Source organism: Mucilaginibacter auburnensis (assembly GCF_002797815.1).
Lineage (GTDB): Bacteria > Bacteroidota > Bacteroidia > Sphingobacteriales > Sphingobacteriaceae > Mucilaginibacter > Mucilaginibacter auburnensis.
The window spans coordinates 1,690,603-1,710,019 of record NZ_PGFJ01000001.1 but is presented as its reverse complement, the minus strand read 5'-3'; the positions used below and the strand labels follow the sequence as shown (position 1 = coordinate 1,710,019).

At 44.2% G+C, this 19,417-nt stretch carries 14 protein-coding genes; 9 read left to right on the top strand and 5 right to left on the bottom strand.

The genetic code is table 11. The features are described 5' to 3' along the window. Nucleotides 1–6: 6 nt before the first annotated feature. The 3 genes from pyrF (at nt 7) to CLV57_RS07615 (ending at nt 3,914) form a co-directional block, all read left to right on the top strand. Nucleotides 7–837 (top strand): orotidine-5'-phosphate decarboxylase, encoded by an 831-nt coding sequence (pyrF, locus tag CLV57_RS07625; protein WP_169927080.1) that lies wholly within the window; start codon nt 7–9, stop codon nt 835–837. Nucleotides 838–1,210: 373 nt separating this feature from the next. Then, nucleotides 1,211–2,278, top strand: a complete 1,068-nt coding sequence (locus CLV57_RS07620; protein ID WP_211290033.1) for an AAA family ATPase — start codon at nt 1,211–1,213, stop codon at nt 2,276–2,278. A 709-nt stretch (nt 2,279–2,987) separates the two neighbouring features. Continuing rightward, a complete protein-coding gene (locus CLV57_RS07615; protein WP_157799095.1) occupies nt 2,988–3,914 on the top strand; it encodes a DUF6371 domain-containing protein in 927 nt (308 codons plus the stop codon). Between the two features lie 280 nt (nt 3,915–4,194). On the opposite strand, the gene CLV57_RS07605 is transcribed toward CLV57_RS07615, so the two are convergent. From CLV57_RS07605 to CLV57_RS07585, 5 genes are all read right to left on the bottom strand, one after another. Then, a complete protein-coding gene (locus tag CLV57_RS07605; RefSeq protein ID WP_100340712.1) occupies nt 4,195–4,728 on the bottom strand; it encodes a pyridoxamine 5'-phosphate oxidase family protein in 534 nt (177 codons plus the stop codon). A 94-nt stretch (nt 4,729–4,822) separates the two neighbouring features. Beyond that, the gene (gene uxaC, locus CLV57_RS07600) at nt 4,823–6,229 is read right to left on the bottom strand and encodes a glucuronate isomerase (RefSeq protein WP_100341340.1); all 1,407 of its coding nucleotides are present in this window, start codon (nt 6,227–6,229) and stop codon (nt 4,823–4,825) included. A 146-nt stretch (nt 6,230–6,375) separates the two neighbouring features. Continuing rightward, entirely contained in the window at nt 6,376–7,749 is a 1,374-nt protein-coding gene (locus tag CLV57_RS07595) for an aspartate kinase (protein ID WP_100340711.1), read from the bottom strand. A gap of 105 nt (nt 7,750–7,854) precedes the next feature. Further along, the gene (locus CLV57_RS07590) at nt 7,855–8,391 is read right to left on the bottom strand and encodes a lipocalin family protein (protein WP_100340710.1); all 537 of its coding nucleotides are present in this window, start codon (nt 8,389–8,391) and stop codon (nt 7,855–7,857) included. 11 nt (nt 8,392–8,402) lie between these two features. Then, entirely contained in the window at nt 8,403–8,585 is a 183-nt protein-coding gene (locus tag CLV57_RS07585) for a hypothetical protein (RefSeq protein WP_100340709.1), read from the bottom strand. A gap of 280 nt (nt 8,586–8,865) precedes the next feature. Between CLV57_RS07585 and CLV57_RS07580 the strand changes: the two genes are divergently transcribed. From CLV57_RS07580 to treZ, 6 genes are all read left to right on the top strand, one after another. Beyond that, complete coding sequence (locus tag CLV57_RS07580; protein ID WP_100340708.1) at nt 8,866–9,249, top strand: hypothetical protein; 384 nt, start codon at nt 8,866–8,868, stop codon at nt 9,247–9,249. A gap of 127 nt (nt 9,250–9,376) precedes the next feature. Continuing rightward, nucleotides 9,377–10,456, top strand: a complete 1,080-nt coding sequence (locus tag CLV57_RS07575) for an efflux RND transporter periplasmic adaptor subunit (RefSeq protein ID WP_100340707.1) — start codon at nt 9,377–9,379, stop codon at nt 10,454–10,456. 24 nt (nt 10,457–10,480) lie between these two features. After that, nucleotides 10,481–13,648 (top strand): efflux RND transporter permease subunit, encoded by a 3,168-nt coding sequence (locus tag CLV57_RS07570; protein ID WP_100340706.1) that lies wholly within the window; start codon nt 10,481–10,483, stop codon nt 13,646–13,648. Further along, entirely contained in the window at nt 13,641–15,071 is a 1,431-nt protein-coding gene (locus tag CLV57_RS07565; RefSeq protein WP_100340705.1) for a TolC family protein, read from the top strand. The genes CLV57_RS07570 and CLV57_RS07565 overlap by 8 nt, the downstream gene beginning before the upstream one ends. Nucleotides 15,072–15,471: 400 nt before the next feature. After that, nucleotides 15,472–17,619: a glycogen debranching protein GlgX gene (glgX, locus tag CLV57_RS07560; protein ID WP_100340704.1), complete on the top strand. Its 2,148-nt coding sequence runs from the start codon at nt 15,472–15,474 to the stop codon at nt 17,617–17,619. Beyond that, nucleotides 17,600–19,417, top strand: a complete 1,818-nt coding sequence (gene treZ, locus CLV57_RS07555; protein WP_100340703.1) for a malto-oligosyltrehalose trehalohydrolase — start codon at nt 17,600–17,602, stop codon at nt 19,415–19,417. Before glgX ends, treZ begins: the two co-directional genes overlap by 20 nt.

The following is a 19,417-nucleotide window of genomic DNA, read 5'->3' as shown; positions in this document are numbered from 1 at the left end:
GATATGATATCGCGCCAGCAACTAATTGACCAAATAAAACAAAAACGCTCTTTTTTATGCGTAGGCCTTGATACCGATATTAACAAAATACCCCAATTTTTATTAGACTACCCCGACCCTGTTTTTGAGTTCAATAAACGCATTATTGATGCTACAAAAGACCTCTGCGTTGCTTACAAACCCAACTCTGCTTTTTATGAGTGCATGGGCGTTAAAGGGTTGCAAAGCCTGGTAGCTACGTGGGAGTATCTGCCCAAAGATATTTTAAGTATTATTGACGCTAAGCGTGGCGATATTGGCAATACCAGCGATAAATACGCGCAAGCTTTTTTAGATGAAAAATCATCAGGCATGAGCTTTGATGCTATTACTGTTACACCCTATATGGGGAATGACAGCATTACGCCTTATTTAAAATACGATGGTAAGTGGATCATTATACTGGCACTTACCTCATCCATCGGCAGTAAAGATTTTCAATACCTGGAGACTAACGAGGGCCTGCTCTACGAAACCGTAATTAAAAAAGCCAACACATGGGCCGGTGCCGATAGGCTGATGTATGTGGTTGGCGCTACCAAAAGCACCGAGTTTACCGCCATACGCCAATACGCGCCCGATAACTTTTTGCTGGTGCCGGGCGTTGGTGCGCAAGGCGGCAGCTTAGCCGATGTTTGTAAATACGGCATCACTAAAGATTGCGGCCTGATTGTTAACGCGTCGCGCTCCATCATCTACGCCTCCAACGGCCCCGACTTTGCCGAAGCCGCCCGCGCCGAAGCCCTTTCCATTCAGCAGCAAATGGAAGCGGAGTTAGAGAAGGCAGGGATTTTATAAGAGAGACAAGAATTAAGAAGCAGGAGTTAAGAGCTTTCTCAGAGCGTCATTGCGAGGTACGAAGCAATCTCTGAAGCGATAGGCTGTCCAACAGATTAACAGCGGACCACCTGTCTATAGGCGATTGCTTCGTATCTCGCAATGACGGTGTGGGTGATCAATTGCGTCTTAATTCTTGGTTCTTAACTCTTACTTCTTAACTCCTGCGTCTTAACTCCTACTTCTAAAAAATAATCTACTGACACACTTGTGTCACCACTTTATTAAAATAAGCACTGTAACTTTGGGGCCATAGGGCCGCAAACTCATCTTATAAGGCATAACTCTTTGCCTGTTTGGCCCTGCTGCAAGCCACATATTTTAATTTTTATACATGTTAAATTCTAACCAACCACACCCGCAGCCCGCAACGGGCATCACCAAAGCGCAAATTCTGGCGTATGCGGAAGAACAGGCACTTCTGTTAATGAATGAAAAAAACCAACCTCAAAACGCCGGCTTATTTGTGCTGCGCAGTGCTGACGACTGGATGGACGATGCCCTTACCGAACCCGAAAGCCGTATGCTTTTTGGCGAGTTTTGGCACGAGGGCGAACTCTGCATCCTGTTTGCTGATACCAATTTGGGCAAATCAATACTTGCCGTTCAAATTGGCAATAGTATTAGTCATGGCAAAAGCATTGCGCCGCTTACCTTACAAACGCCTGCGCAAGCAGTTGTTTATTTTGATTTTGAGCTGAGTAAAAAACAGTTTCAGCACCGCTACCAAAACACAGAGGGTTTACGCCACCAATGGTCGCCTTTGTTTGTAAGGGCCGAAATTGACCACGACAACGCATCGCCAACAGGCAACTTAAGTTTTGAAGATTACCTTTACCTATCACTACAAAAAGCAGTAGAAGACACTCAGGCGCATATACTTATAATTGATAATATTACTTATTTAAGTAACGAGACCGAAAAGGCCAAAGATGCTTTACCGCTGATGAAGCACTTAAAGCAAATGAAAAGCAAGTATAATTTAAGTATACTGGTATTGGCCCATACGCCTAAACGAGACCCCTCACGCCCCATAACACGTAATGATTTGCAAGGCAGTAAAATGCTGATGAACTTTTGCGATAGCGCCTTTAGCATTGGCGAGAGCCAGAAAGACCGCAGCCTGCGCTACCTTAAACAAATAAAACAACGCAATACCGAAGAAATTTATGGCGAGGATAATGTATGCCTTTTCCAAATTACCAAACCCCAATGTTTTTTACAGTTTGATTTTGTTGGCTACAGCCGTGAGTGGGAACATTTGAAGGAACGATCGCCGGAAGATAAAGAGTACCTAAAAACCAAAGTTAATGAGTTGCATGAGCAAGGCAAGTCTATTCGCGAAATTGCGGCATTGTTGGAAATATCTCGAGGTAAAGTAGAGCGTACACTAAAAGCCTGATTACTGTCTCGGCTGTCTCGAACTGTCTTTACTTGCAAAACCGAGACACTTCGAGACACGCTCCCCAACGTTACTGTAAGGCACCAGGCAATCTTTGAAGCGATAAGCAAAACACTAATACACTAACTTTTTATAATTACACTTAGCAATAAAACTTGTAGCATAAGCCTTGTTTTGTGTTCCGCTACGCTTAATAGTATTTAAATGTAACACCCATATATATAACGGTGTGCATTTTTATTAATGGTGATGTAAATACACCCATCTCTTATCATATCAAAATATAAATAAAGTAATATATAGTTATTGTCTGTGCCAGGTCAATCGCTTTTAACTTTTTGATAATTTGGCTAAAGCCACGTGTCTGTTTTCGATAGTCCGCCCCCTAAAGGGGACGGCAATGAACTTAAAAAGCCGCTTTTAGTTGCCGTTGGCTTTAGCCAACGGAGAAATTGAAATAAAAAAAGGCTTTAGCACAAAACTGCGAAGGCCAAAATTTTTATAAGCGATTTCCCTGTTGCCTGTGCGCTTTTCAGAAATATAAACATCGCCACTGTCTCGGTTTGTCTCGAAGTGTCTCGGTTTTAAAAAGTGAGACAAGCCGAGACAGACGAGACACTTCTCCTACCACTTTCATTGCGGTAAAACCTCCAATGCCTAATGACCAATGCCTAATGCCAATGACCAATGCCTAATGACCAATAACCACATGACAACCAACATACACCGTTACCAATTACAACCCTATAAAACACCTGCAAGCAGGTACGCTTGCCCGCAATGCAGCACGCCACGCAGCTTTACGCGTTATATTGATACGCAAAGCGGGCAACAACTGGCACACATGGTAGGGCGTTGCAGCCGCGAAAACAACTGCGGCTACCACTACACGCCAAAACAGTACTTTACCAACCACCCCGAAGCGGGCGTTTGCAATGAGCATCATCCGGTTGACCCATTGGTTACTCTGCCTAACATCAACCCATCAACCATAGCCACGCAGGATGTTTTGGCCACCCTTAACAACTATGGGCAAAACAACCTTGTGCAATGGCTCAATAGTTTTTTTAATGCTGATGATGTGGCAGATGTATTGAAAGCCTACCGCGTTGGCACCACCAACCATTGGCCCGGTGCAACCGTTTTTTGGCAGATAGATGAGCAGCAACGTGCTCGAACTGGTAAAATAATGCTCTACAATGCCCAAACCGGCAAGCGCGTTAAACAGCCCTACAATCACATACATTGGATGCATAAAAAACTGTATGCAGGCTATTACTTAAGTCAGTGCCTGTTTGGTTTGCATTTGATAGATCAACACCCCAATAAGCCCATAGCCATTGTTGAGAGCGAAAAAACAGCGCTATTAGCTGCCCTGCATTTACCGCAATACCTGTGGCTGGCTACTGGTGGGTTGCATAACCTCAATGCTGCACAATGCCAACTATTAAAAGGCCGCAGGGTAATGCTCTATCCTGATGTAAAGGCTTATGATGTATGGCAGCAAAAAGCCCATAACCTCCAGCTGCTTTTACCCGGTACTATTTTTAAGGTTGATGATATGTTGGAGCGAAACGCCACCCCGCAACAGCATGATGAAGGTTGGGACTTGGGAGATTGGCTGGTGGGGGCTTAGGCGATAGTCCATTGTCAATAGTCAATGGTCGATGGTTATTAGTCATTGGTCATTGGGCATTGGGCATTGGGCATTGGGCATTATTCCAGTTCCTCCAACAAAACAGACAGACAAAAAAAACCGTCATTGCGAGGTACGATGCAATCTCTGAAGGATAGGCTGTCCAACAGATTAACAGCGGGCTACCTGTCTATAGGGGATTGCATCGTACCTCGCAATGACGGTGGAGGGTGATCAATTGCGTCTTAATTCTTGGCTCTTAACTCCTGCTTCTAAAAACCTACACCTCCACTTTTCCCTCTACCGAGTCATCCAGTGTTTTGCCAATGGCTGCACCTACTACCATTTTAACAAAGGCAACGGCGTTACCGTGTTTGTTATCCCAATAGTAACCTTCGCTTGGTTCAACTTTTAGTACGGCAATGCGTGGGTCGTCTTTACCTTCGGTGAACCATGTTTTCATCAGCGGGTCCCATAATTCGTCAATTTTGGCTTCATCACGACTGGCTTCGGCAATGCCGTAAATGTTCAGGAAGTCTGAATGTTCAGAACCTTTAAACAGCATGTGTACAAATGGATCGGCCTGTATTTCCTGGTAAGTATGGCTATCATTAGCAAACAGGAAGTAAAAGTTACCCTGCTCATCTATCTGCTGCACCTGCATAGGGCGGGTAGAAAAAGGAATGCCCGTTTTAATATTGCTGCAAAAAAAGCAGGTACTCTTGTCGGCCAGCTCTTTTATCTTACTTACGGCTTCAGGGCCGTTTAGGTCTTTGTGGTTGTCTTCGGGTTGTTGTTGATTAATGCTATTCATAACAGTAAATGGTTTAGCATAACTATAACAAATAGCCCGCCAAAGCATTTACAAGGGGTAATTTTCTTTATGAGTATGTATAATTACGCCTCAACTACTCGTAAAACCCGAAGTACTCACGAGCATTATTGTAGCATATATCCTCCACTATTTTACCGGTCCAGGCAATGTCATTAGGCAATTCGCCATTTTCAATATCATTACCTAACAGGTTGCATAATATTCTGCGGAAGTACTCGTGCCTTGGGAAAGACATAAAGCTGCGCGAATCCGTTAGCATACCTACCAGGCGGCTCAGCAAACCAATGTTGGATAATGAGTTGAGCTGGTTGATCATGCCTTCCTTTTGATCCATAAACCACCATGCCGAACCAAACTGTACTTTACCGGCTACAGAACCATCATTAAAGTTACCGGCCATAGAGGCAAACACATCATTATTTACGGGATTGTTGTTGTAAAGAATGGTTTTAGCCAAACGGTTATCGGTATCTAATTTATCCAGAAACCTGGAAAGGCTTTTACCGTGGGTAAAATCGCCAATAGAATCCCAACCGGTATCGGGCCCTAAAGTAGCCAGCGCACGGGTATTGTTATTGCGCAAAGCACCTACGTGGTACTGTTGTACCCAGTTTTTTTCATGATCCCAAAGGGCAAACTCATACAACAGAGCCGATTTAAACTTGAGGTTTTCTTCGGCAGTAATTTCGCTTCTGTTTCTTATTTTTTTGAAGATGTTGGTTATCTCAGCTTCCGTATAATCGGCAGCATAAACGTAATCCAAACCATGGTCAGACAGTTTACCCCCATTAGCCGCAAAATAATCATGACGACCTTTTAAAGCCGACAAGTACTCATCCAGATTGGTTATGGTAACATTAGCCACCTGCTCCAACTTATCAATGTATTCATTCAGCACGGCAACATTATCAGCATTCATAGCCTTATCCGGACGGAAAGACGGCAATACCTTTACATCAAAGCCATCCTGTTTTATTTTAATATGGTCGGCCAGGTTATCCAACGGATCATCAGTAGTACCCACTACTTCCACCTTGCATTTTTTAAGCAGACTACGCACACTATATTCAGGCGATTGCAGCTTTTCAGTACACTCATCATATATCCTCCCCGCAGTAGCCGGTGAAAGAATATCTTTTATTCCGAAGTAACGTTGTAATTCAAGATGGGTCCAGTGGTAAAGCGGGTTACGCAGGGCGTAGGGCACAGTAGCGGCCCATGCTTCAAACTTTTCCCTATCGCTTTTATTTCCGGTTATATAGGCTTCGTTAACGCCATTGGCACGCATGGCACGCCATTTATAATGGTCGCCTTTCAGCCATATCTGGGTTAGGTTAGCAAACTGCTTATCGACAGCAATTTCATCAGGAGGTAAATGACAATGATAATCTATAATGGGTTTATCTGCAGCATACTCGTGGTAAAGTTTTTGCGCCGTTTTGGTGCTTAACAGAAAATCATCGTCCAAAAAATTCTTCATCAACTTAAGTGTATTATCGGTCGGCAATAATACCATTTATCCCCAATTAGTTAACTTAAGTTAATGAAAAAAACACCCATAAAATACTATTTCGTTTTCGGTTTTCAGGTTAGAAAAGCTTACTTACAACGGCAAACAAACAGGTTTTATCCAACCTCGCGGTTAAGTGCAATAATGGCCGGTTTAAACTGTTCTTTAGCTACCACAAACTGTATGTTAACCTTGCCCTTTGCAACTCCCGCGCTTAATATGTTAATATCGGCCTTAGCCAATGCAGCGGCACTCTTGGCCAACAAACCCGGCTGATCCATATTGCTGCCAATTAAACATACCATAGCAACAGGCTCAGTAGTTACGCGCTCAAAGTTAGCTTGCAGTTCGTCTATCAATTCCTGTTTAAGGTCGGCCTCCCAAATAATAATGCTGATGCTGTTAGCGCTGGTAACTTTATAAGTATAGCTAATGCCATGGTTATAAAAGGCCTTCATTATTTTAAGGTCGCTACCTACGTTGCCGGTCATTAATGGGTCGTAAATATCAACAAGTAATTGTTTATCAGTACCGGTTATCACCTCTACCCTTTTTATGTTAGATACATAATCTTTAGTGATCAAGGTACCTGGGTGTTCCGGCTCAAAAGTGTTTTTTATGCGGAGGTGTATACCCGCCATCTCCAAAGGTTTAGCAGCCTTAGGGTGAATGGCTTCCATACCTACGTCGGCAAGCTGGTCGGCAATATCATAATTGGTATGGCCAACAGGACGCACATTTTCAAGGCCTACCAAACCCGGGTCGGCGGTTGAAAGGTGGTATTCTTTATGGATGATAGCCTCCTGAGGCAACAATATCTCCGCAATTTTACTGAAGGTAACTTCAGAGTAGCCACGGTCAAATTCACGCATAATACCCTCTGTACCTTTTGCGTAGCCGGTAGCAATAACCAGGCAAGTACTCAGATCTATTTTTGAAAAGGCATCTTTAATACGCTCGCTAATGGTTAAGGCACGCGCATCTGTCAAGCCGGCCAGATCAAGCAACACAGCGTTTATTCCTTTTTGTTGAAGGATGGCAGATAGCACATAAGCCGAATGGCTCTCGCCTATAGAAGCCAATATCTCTCTTGAAGCCAGCAAAATACCTTCATTCAAATATCCCGAAGCCAGCATGGTAACGGCGCCTTCCAGGTAAGTAAGGGCGGTTTGTATTTGGCGGTCAACCTCTGCATCAGCAGCAGCAAGGTCTAAGCCCAGCGACTCATATTGTTTGTTAAGCTCTTTAAGCTGAGCGGCAACAGCGGTAAGTTCGGTTTTATAATCTTCTCCGTTGGCCAGTTTTTGATAAACACCGGGAGCCTTGGTTTTTTTGTTCTCCAACAAAACGTTAGTAACACCCGAAAAAGCCGATACCACAAACACACGGTTAAATAGTTCGTTGCCGGTTCTGTTAAATAATATGATGTTATTTATAACTGTTTCAAGGGCACTCATAGAGGTGCCGCCAATTTTCTCTACCGTTAGCATATGTTTATAAAAAGGGCCTAAAACTAACTAAATTATTTTTTACGGCTTATAAATATCTCATATTCCTTGGGCCGGTAAAAAGTAAGCAGTGTTATGCCTTTCTTATTAACTCATCCATTGCAACTTGTCAATATTAAATCCAAGTTTGGCGGCTTTTTCTAAAAAGGCAGACTTAATATTGTCAGGCAGTTGGCCATCACGCGAAAGTATCCATAGGTAATCCAAACTATTACCTGCAATAAGGGCGTATTTATAATCTTCGTCTATGCCTATTACATTATAATCTAAATAAATAGGCAGCATGTAGGCAACTTCCAGGCGCGCAACCTTTTGTGAGCCTTTGAATTTCATTTTACCTGTAGCTTCAACAGGCTTGTTCTTTTCAATGTGGTAAGCGCGGGTTGTTACCTGAATTGAGCCATCCTTATTGAGTTTGTACTCCTCGTTAACATCCTTTAAGTTTTTTTGGATCACATTAGGCAAACGGGCCACTTCGTTCCACAGGCCGATATATTTATTTTTATCAAACGGGTAAACTACCGCGTCTTTAGGTATTTTATTTTTTGGCCACAGCGCGTAGGCTAAACCGGCAGCACCTACTCCGGCAGCCAGTCCAAGTATCCATTTATTTTCATTCTTCATGGTGTATAAATTTAAATTACACCCGGCTCCTCCTTTGGCAACTCGGGAGGCGGAAGCTCGTCCGGAACTCGTTGCGGATCTTCCTGAGGTATTTCAGGCATTTTCGGATCGGCAGGTTCTGTTATCTCCGGGCGTTCTTCCGGAACAGGCATTTCTGGCTGCTCTTCCGGAAACGTATCATGTTTCTTTCCCATATCGGCTTAATGTTATAGGTTATTTATAATTAAGTAACCTTGCATCGCAGCTCTTTGTTTGTATTTAAAATACTGGTTTATGCAGGTGAAAATAGGTAAAAAAGCAATTACACAGCAAGTCGTTAATGTGTCAGGTTGTTATTTTTTTTGAAAAGACCAAAAATAAAAACGTACAATTGCACGTTTTTGCAGTAAAAGCGTAAAAATATTGATATAAAAACACTCTTTTTATTGATAACTTTTCTTTAAAAAAGGTTTTTTTATATAAATTTGAGAACAAATGAAGTGGCTTTTTAAATTCTTCTTATTTATAGGGATTCTGTTCGCCACAGGAACCAGCCGCTCCGCTTCGTCTTTTCATACCTATAGTTCCGTAAACTTTATCACACTTGATGAAGCCTTACATTATCAAAACGATTTAAAATTTACCCCTGTTCAGCCTGTAAGAGATTCGCGCGTTTTTCAGATCGTGGAGGATGAAGAGGATACCACAACCTCGCGTGTAAAACGCAACACGGCTTTGGCTGTATTGGCCTGTGCCATTGTTTATGGCATTACCGCTATTTTTCAAACACAAAGCAAGCTTAAGGTTCAATACCAGCCCGCTTATCTTTCTTTAAATTCCCTTCCCCGCTATATCCAACTTCGTAGCATAAGAGTTTGATTGTAACGGGCTACGCCCGGTTAAATACTTACAACCGCTATGGTTGTATGGCTTTGGTTTGATCTAACCATGCCTCCTACTTATTTAATTTTTACAAATCAAAATATTGGTTTCAACGTAAACCGCTATGAAGAGATATCTTATCCCAATGGGTATTTGTGCCCTTTTAAGCTATACAAGCTGCAAACAAAAAGAAGAACAAAAAGAAGAAAACGTTAAACTACTGGTTACCAGTCCTATTGAAATGGACACAACCATAGTTAAAGAATATGTTGGTCAGGTTCGTTCCATCCGTCACATTGAATTACGTGCGCAGGAACGTGGCTACTTACAAAACGTTTATGTTGACGAAGGTCAGTTTGTACACAAAGGCCAACCCCTATTCCAGATAATGCCTAACATTTACCAGGCTGAAGCCCAAAAAGCTGCTGCCGAGGTAAACTTTGCCAACATTGAATATCAAAACACCAAACGCCTGGCCGACAGCAACGTTGTAGCCCCTAATGAACTGGCCATGGCCAAAGCTAAACTTGCACGCGCCAAAGCAGACCTGGCTTTGAACAATGTGCATTTACAGTTCACCAAAATAAACGCGCCGTTTGACGGCATTATTGACAAGTTTGCCGCTCGTCCGGGTAGCTTACTTGACGAAGGCGATCTGCTTTCAACCCTTGCCGACAACAGCCAGATGTGGGTATATTTTAACGTACCCGAGGCTGAATACTTAGATTATAAAGCTAAAGCCGAAACAGGTAAACCAACAGTTAGCCTGTTAATGGCCAACCAGCAGGTGTTTGATCATCCCGGCGTGGTTGAAACGGTTGAGGCCGATTTTGATAATGAAACCGGTAACATCCCGTTCAGGGCTACCTTCCCTAACCCTAAAGGCCTACTTCGCCATGGCGAAACGGGTAATATACGCATGGTGGTGCCGCTTAAAAATGCCATCATTATCCCGCAGAAAGCAACTTTTGAAGTGTTGGACAAACGCTACGTGTATGTTGTTGATAAAGACAACAAAGTAAGATCTCGCCAGATAACGGTTGGTGCCGAAATGGAAGATCTGTATGCAGTTACCGAAGGCCTTAAACCAAGCGATAAAATTTTGCTTGAAGGCCTGAAAAAGGTTAAAGAAGGCGACAAGATCAGCTATGATTTTGAAAAGCCCGAAAGTGTGATACACAAGCTGAAATTACCGACTGAATAGTCTCACTCACCAAAAGATTTAAACATGTTTAACATATTTATGAAAAGGCCGGTGTTCGCTATCGTCTTATCGATATCGATCGTCCTGATGGGAATACTGGCCATCACATCACTGCCCGTTTCGCAGTTCCCTTCCATAGCGCCGCCTATGGTTGTGGTGAACGTTGCGTATCCGGGTGCAAGCGCCAATGTACTGGTTGAGTCGGTTTTAATACCGATGGAAAAAGCCATCAACGGTGCCCCCGGAATGAAATATATGACCTCTGACGCTACCAGCGCCGGTGAGGCCACCATACAAGTAGTTTTTGACTTAGGTGTTGACCCCAACGCCGCGGTTGTAAACGTAAAAAACCGTATTGAACAGGTAACCAGCAGGCTCCCGCCGCTTGTACAGCGCGAGGGTTTGGTTATCAGCTATACCTCGCCTAACATGCTTATGTATGTTAACCTTTACAGCGAGGACAAAAATGCTAATGAGAACTTCCTTTACAACTTTGCCAACGTTAACATTATACCGGAACTAAGCAGGTTGAAAGGTGTAGGTAGCGCTAAGATATTGGGTAGCCGTCAGTACGCTATGCGTATTTGGCTTAAACCCGACAGGATGCGCGCCTATAACGTATCAACAGACGAGGTAATGGAAGCGCTGGCCCAGCAAAGCATCATCGGTTCGCCGGGAAGGCTGGGGCAAAGTACAGGTAAAAAATCACAATCGCTGGAGTATGTATTAACTTACGAAGGCCGTTACAATAAGCCCGAACAATATCAGAATGTTATTATCAGGGCCAAGCCTGATGGAGAGATCCTCCACCTGAAAGATGTTGCTGACGTGGAGTTTGGCAGCGAGTTTTATGACATCTACTCCAACCTTGACGGTCACCCGTCTGCGGCTATCACCCTTAAACAAACCTACGGCAGTAATGCCAGCGATGTAATTAAAGAGGTAAAGGCAAAACTGGATGAAATTCAAAAAGAATCTTTCCCTGCCGGGATGAAATACCAGATCAGTTATGACGTATCCAACTTCCTTGATGCATCTATTGAGAAGGTAATCCACACGCTTGCCGAAGCCTTTATACTGGTGGCTATTGTGGTATTTATCTTCCTTGGCGACTGGCGCTCCACGCTGATCCCAACCCTTGCGGTACCGGTTTCATTGATAGGTACTTTCATTTTCATGCAGCTTTTCGGGCTTACCATTAACCTGATAACGCTGTTTGCATTGGTGCTGGCTATTGGTATTGTGGTAGATAATGCCATCGTAGTTGTCGAGGCGGTACACACCAAAATGGCCGAGAAGCATTTGAGTCCGTATTTGGCTACTAAAGAGGTACTGCACGAGATAGCCGGAGCTATTATAGCCATTACGTTGTTAATGACGGCAGTGTTCGTGCCGGTGGCGTTCATGTCGGGTCCGGTAGGTATCTTTTACAGGCAGTTCTCTATTACCATGGCAACGTCCATTGTAATATCGGGCTTTGTGGCTTTAACGCTTACACCGGTGCTTTGCGCCATGATATTAAAAAACACCCATGGCCAGCCAAAAAGCAAAAACCCGATAAACAGATTAATAGACGGATTTAACAACTGGTTTGAACGCGTTACCGGTACCTATACCAAGTTTCTGGTTAAAATAGTTGACCGTAAAATGGTTACCTGGGGTATTTTAATAGCATTTTGCGCGGGTATATGGTTAACATCGCAAACCTTACCAACAGGCTTTATCCCAAGTGAGGATCAGGGACAGATCTATGCCATTATTCAAACGCCTCCGGGTTCAACACTTGAGCGTACCAATGATATTGCACGCCAGCTTCAGGAAATAGCCGAACATGTGGAAGGTATACAATCTGTATCTGCACTGGCAGGTTATGAAATTTTGACGGAAGGGCGTGGTTCAAACGCCGGTACGTGTTTGATCAACCTGAAAGCATGGAATGACAGGAAACTAACCGCTGTTCAGATCATTGAAGAACTGGAAGAAAAAGCTAAAGAAATTCCGGGAGCTACTATTGAGTTTTTCCAACCACCGGCAGTACCGGGTTACGGTGCAGCAGGCGGTTTCTCCTTACGTTTGTTAGATAAAACCAACACCGGTAACTATAAAGAGTTAGGCAAGGTGAATGACGACTTTATGGCTGCCCTGCGCAAGCGTAAAGAGCTTACCGGTTTGTTTACCTTCTTTGCGTCCAACTATCCTCAATATGAGTTAATTGTTGACAATAAGGCAGCCATGCAGAAGGGTGTATCAATTGAAAAAGCAATGGATAACCTCTCTATTTTAATAGGTAGTACCTATGAATTAGGCTTTATTCGTTTTGGTACCTTCTTTAAAGTTTACGTACAGGCATCACCGGAGTACAGACAGCTGCCTGATGATGTATTGAAGCTGTATGTAAAAAACAACCGTGATGAGATGGTGCCCTACTCATCCTTTATGAAGATAAAGAAAACGCAGGGACTTAACGAGATAACCCGCTTTAACATGTACCCTTCATCAGCTATAAACGGTGCGCCTGCAGCGGGTTATAGTAGCGGTGAGGCCATAGCAGCCATACAGGAAGTTGCAGAAAAAACACTTCCGCGTGGTTACGGTATTGACTGGATAGGCTTATCAAAAGATGAGGCCACCCGTGGTAACGAAGCGCTGTACATCTTCCTGATTGTATTGGTGTTTGTTTACCTGGTACTTGCCGCACAGTACGAAAGCTTCCTGTTACCATTCGCGGTAGTACTATCTCTGCCTGTAGGTATTTTTGGTGCGTTTATCCTCATTAAAATGATGGGACTTTCTAACGACATCTACGCGCAGGTGGGTTTAGTAATGTTGGTGGGCCTGTTAGGTAAAAACGCGGTACTGATTGTAGAGTTTGCCGTACAGCGTCGTCAGCATGGCGCAACGCTTGTTGACGCGGCTATTGAGGGCGCCAAAACCCGTTTCCGCCCAATCCTCATGACGTCGTTCGCATTTATTGCCGGTTTGATACCGCTGTTGTTCTCAACCGGTCCGGGTGCTATAGGTAACCGTACCATTGGTTCTTCATCAGCCGGGGGTATGCTTTTGGGTACCGTGTTCGGGGTAATAATCATTCCGGGCCTGTTTTACATTTTCGCTAAACTGGCCGATGGCAAGAAGATGATCAATGACGAAGACGAAGTTCCATTAACCGAAGAAATAGATCACAATGTATAATATCAAAAAAGAATATATAGCGGTCGCGTTTTTGCTATCAGCGTTTACGGCATGTAAAGTGCCGACGCTGGTAAGCAAAACAGAAAACAAGGCGGTACCTGCGGGCTATCTTACAGCATCGCAGGACACCACCAACACAGGTAAGATGAATTGGCGGCAATACTTTACCGACCCTTACCTTAAAGACCTGATTGATACCGCCATTAAAAACAATCAGGAATTAAATATAACGCTACAGGAGATAGAGATTGCCCGCAATGAGGTAAGAGCCCGCAAGGGTGAATATTTGCCATTTGTTGGTGTGCGCGCCGGTGCAGGTTTTGACAAGCCCGGCCGCTACACTAATATGGGCGCTTTAGAAGCTAATACCGAGATAAGACCAGGAGAAGAGCGCCCTGAACCCCTACCCGACTACCTGTTAGCTATACAGGCCAATTGGGAAGTGGACATTTGGAAAAAGCTGCATACTGCTAAAAAGGCGGCGTTAAACAGATACCTGTCATCTATTGAAGGACGTAATTTTGTTATTACTAACCTGGTGGCTGAAGTGGCTAACTCTTATTATGAGTTGCTTGCTTTAGATAACCAACTGCTGATAGTTAACCAGAACATTGAGCTGCAAACCAATGCGCTTAAAGTGGTTAAGCTGCAAATGGAAGCAACCAGGGTAACCATGCTGGCAGTACGTAAGTTTGAGGCAGAGGTGCTGAATACGCAAAGTTTGCAATACGGCATAAAACAACGCATACGCGAGACAGAGAACCGCATTAACTTCTTGCTGGCGCGATATCCTCAACCTATACAGCGTGACGACCAAACTTTCAATACCATTGTACCGCAAAGTATTATGGCGGGTATACCATCACAATTACTCATTAACCGTCCGGATGTGCGCCAGGCCGAGTTAGATCTTGCTGCATCTAAGCTGGATATCACAGTTGCTAAGGCCAACTTCTATCCAAGGTTAGATATAAACGCTGCGGTAGGTTATAACGCATTTAATCCAAAGTTCTTGTTCAATCCTTCGTCAATATTGTACTCTTTGGCGGGCGATCTGATGGCTCCGGTGGTTAACAGAAATGCAATAAAAGCCAACTATGCCACAGCTAATGCTAAGCAGATACAGGCCGTTTATACCTATGAGCGTACGGTTCTGAATGCTTATATAGAGGTGGTTAATCAGCTTTCAAACATTGATAACCTGGGCAAGGCTTATGATACCAAATCGAAGGAAGTGCAAAAGCTTACCGAGTCGATCAATATCTCTAACAACCTGTTCCGCTCGGCAAGGGCAGATTATATGGAGGTGTTGTTAACTCAACGTGATGCACTCGAATCAAAATTTGATCTGATTGAAACCAAAATGAAACAAATGAACGCAGTCATCGGCATTTACCATGCCCTGGGGGGTGGCTGGAATTGATAAGTGTTTTAGGCTGACTGACCCCTGTCGGCAAAGGGCGGACTGCTTAGGCACTCGCCCTTTTTTTATTGGAAAGTGTTTCACAAAAGGTAGCAAAACTGGCACTTTTTCAAAAATTTGATAATCATAATTTTATGGCCCATTTAAAGCTAAAAAAACTTACTTAAAAGTTGTTGCGTCGTGTTACACGTCGAAAAATTAACCAATTCATTTTTAATACATTAACACATAAACCTATTACAGGCGTTACAATTGTTATCTCGATATCTGTGTAACACCGCAGTGCTATGTTGTTTATACGTTAAATAAAATAAAAACCGAAAGCGGCTAAACTATCACCACAGGTTGTATGTTATGAGGGTGCCCGGAACAAACCTGGCCTACATCTGCAAAAACAACTATGAAACAACCTGTATACCCCGGCGGCCCATTTCCGCTTGGTGCAACCTGGGACGGCAAAGGCGTAAACTTTGCTCTCTATTCTGAACATGCCACGCTTGTTGAACTATGCCTATTTCAACATATTGAAGATGAGCTTGAATACCTTAAAATACCTGTAACCGAACACGACAACCTGATATGGCACGTGTACCTGCCCGGCATAAAACCTGGTCAGTTATACGGATACCGCGTACATGGCCCCTATGAGCCTGAGAACGGTCACCGCTTTAACCCGAACAAGCTACTGGTTGATCCTTATGCAAAAGCGCTATCAGGTCAGGTTGAGTGGAACGATGCCCTGTTTGGTTATGAGATAGGCCATCCAGATGGCGATCTGACCTTTAGCACTTCAGACAGCGCGCCGTATGTACCAAAATCGGTAGTTATAGATCCGCATTTTGATTGGGGAGATGACAGACCACCACGAGTAGCCTACTACAACACCATAATTTACGAAACGCATGTAAAAGGCTTCACCAAACGCCATCCGGATATTCCCGAAAATCTGCGCGGTACATATGCGGGCCTGGCGCATCCGGCAAGTATAGAATATCTTAAAAAACTGGGCATTACCGCGGTTGAATTGATGCCTGTTCACTACTTTTTAAGCGATAGGTATTTGCGTGACGGTGGCAGGTCCAACTACTGGGGATACAACACTGTTAACTTCTTTGCACCCGAGCCCAGCTATGCCGCCGGCGACAGGATAAATGACCAGGTGAAGGAATTCAAAAATATGGTGAAGGAACTGCACAAAGCAGGCATGGAGGTGATACTGGATGTGGTTTATAACCATACCGGAGAGGGCAACCGCATGGGACCTACCCTATCTTTCAGAGGGATTGATAACCTGTCATACTACCGCATGGTTGAAGATAACCAAAGATACTATAATGACTACACAGGCACCGGTAATACCCTTAACGCCAACCTGCCAAGCGTATTACGTTTGATGATGGACAGCCTGCGCTACTGGATCACCGAAATGCATGTGGATGGTTTCAGATTTGACCTGGCCGCTACGTTGGCGCGCGAACTGCATGAGGTTAACCGCCTCAGCGCCTTTTTTGATATTATTCACCAGGACCCGGTTATTTCTCAGGTTAAGCTGATAGCCGAGCCATGGGATATCGGCGAGGGTGGCTATCAGGTGGGTAAGTTTCCACCGGGATGGGCCGAGTGGAACGGCAAATACCGCGATGATATACGCGACTACTGGAACGGAACCGAAAATATGCTAAGTGACTTTGCCGGCCGTATAACCGGTAGCGCCGATTTGTATGAGGACTACCGCCGCCCTACTGCCAGCATAAACTTCATTACTGCGCATGATGGCTTCACACTGCACGACTTGGTATCGTACAACGAAAAGCACAACGAAGCTAACGGTGAAGACAACAATGATGGTGAAAGCCACAACCGATCTTGGAACTGCGGCGCCGAAGGCCCTACTGATGATGCCGCAATTAACGAGCTACGGTCGAGGCAGAAACGTAATTTTCTAACTACACTATTCTTATCGCAAGGGGTACCAATGCTGGTGGCCGGAGATGAGATGGGCCGCACACAACAAGGTAACAACAACGCTTATTGCCAGGACAATGAGATCTCATGGTTGGATTGGGAAAATCAAGATACGGAGCTGCAGGAGTTTACTCGTCAGCTCATTCATCTACGCCGCGAACATGCCGCTTTCTCCAGAAAGAGTTGGTTTAAAGGCGAACCGGTAAAAGCAGACGGCATTGAGGATATAGCATGGTTTTTACCCGACGGCAATAACATGGACGATGAGCACTGGCAGGAAGGTTACGCCAAATCTGTAGCCGTGTTTTTAAATGGGCAGGGTTTACACGCAGTTAATTCCGAAGGCAATAAGGTAATTGATGATAATTTCTACATCATCTTCAACGCATACCATGACACATTAGATTACAAGCTACCTGAGTCAAAATACTCAGCAGACTGGAACGTATTGATAGACACCAGCAAGCCCACATTCAAACCGACAGATAAAGTTTACCAGGCCGGAGAAGTAATACAGGTAGAGGGCCGGTCGGTAATTTTATTACAACACGAGTTAATACAAAATGGAAATAAACGTTTATAAGCGCACCATTGGCGTTAACTTCAACAAGGATCATTTAGCTAGAATTGAGCTGTGGGCACCTTTTGCTAAAGAAGTTGAGGTGAGCTTTGATAATAAAACATTTGCCTTGAATAAGGCCGACAGGGGTTATTGGGAGCTAACCACCGCCAAACTTAAACCCGGAATGCGGTACGGCTTTGCTATTGATGGCAAAGCCCCCCTGCCTGACCCTGCATCATTATTTCAACCGGACAGCGTGCATGGGCAGTCGGCAGCAACGCCTTTACATAATTTTAAGTGGACGGACCAAAGCTGGCGTAACCCAGACCTGGGCAACTACATAATATATGAGCTACACACGGGCACATTTACTCCCGAAGGTAATTTCACTGCCATTGAGGAAAAATTGGACTACTTGGTTGAACTGGGTGTAATCGCCATTGAAATAATGCCGGTGGCTCAGTTTGCCGGAGAGCGCAACTGGGGTTACGACGGTGTGTTTCCATTTGCGGTACAAAACAGTTATGGCGGCCCCGATGGCCTGCAAAAGTTGGTTGATGCCTGCCATGCTAAAGGCTTGGCAGTAATACTGGATGTAGTTTACAACCACATGGGACCCGAAGGTAATTATCTTGGGCAATACGGGCCATACTTTACTGAAAAATACAATACACCATGGGGAGGCGCAATCAATTTTGATGATGCCTGGTGCGATGGCGTGCGCAAATACTTTATCGAGAACGTATTGATGTGGTTCAGGGATTTTCATATTGATGCACTGAGGATGGATGCGGTACATGCTATCAAAGACTTTAGTCCGAAGCATATTCTGCAGGAAATGAAAGAGTATGTGGAGCAGCTAAAACAGGTAACAGGCCGCGAGCATTACCTCATTATTGAGTGCGACTTAAATGATACCCGCTATATCAAAACAACTGCCGAGGGTGGCTTTGGTATGGACGCGCAATGGACGGACGAATTTCACCATGCGTTGCGTGTTGCAGCCGGCCAAAAACGCGATGGCTATTATGCCGACTTCAATGGACTTGAAGATATGGCTAAGGCTTATGCAGACGCTTATGTTTACGATGGGCAATATTCTGAAGAAAGACATAAAACCTTTGGTGTAAAGGCAACAGGGCTTGATGGAAAACAGTTTGTTGTATTCTCTCAAAATCATGATCACATAGGCAACCGCATGTTAGGCGAACGTACCAGTACGCTGCTGAGTTTTGAAATGCAAAAACTTTTGGTGGCTGCGGTAATGGTTAGTCCGTATTTGCCGCTGTTGTTTATGGGTGAAGAATACGGTGAGCCAAATCCGTTTCAATACTTTGTAAGCCACACCGACCCTGAATTGGTTGAAGCCGTTAGAAAAGGACGCAGAGAAGAATTCAAAAACTTCCAAAGCGAGGGGGAAGCACCCGACCCACAAGCTATCGACACTTTCGAGCGTTCAAAATTGCAATGGGAGTTGTTAAAAGAGCAACACCATCAAGTGCTGTTCAGTTATTACAAAGCATTGATCCATCTTCGTAAGACGCATGCGGTATTGAAAACCACAACGCGCGACACACTTCAAACCACGCTAAAAGCTGAACAGCATGTTTTGATAGTAAAACGCTGGACCGCTGAGCAGGAAGTAGTTTGCCTGCTAAATTTTTCAGAACAGCGACAAAGCGTTGACGTTAGCGGCAACTGGACTAAGATATTTGATTCGGCATCAACACAATGGGGTGGCCCGGCAGATGCCCCGCAAGTAGTTAACAGCAACAGTATAACCTTACAGCCACAATCGGCAACCATTTATGCGCAATAA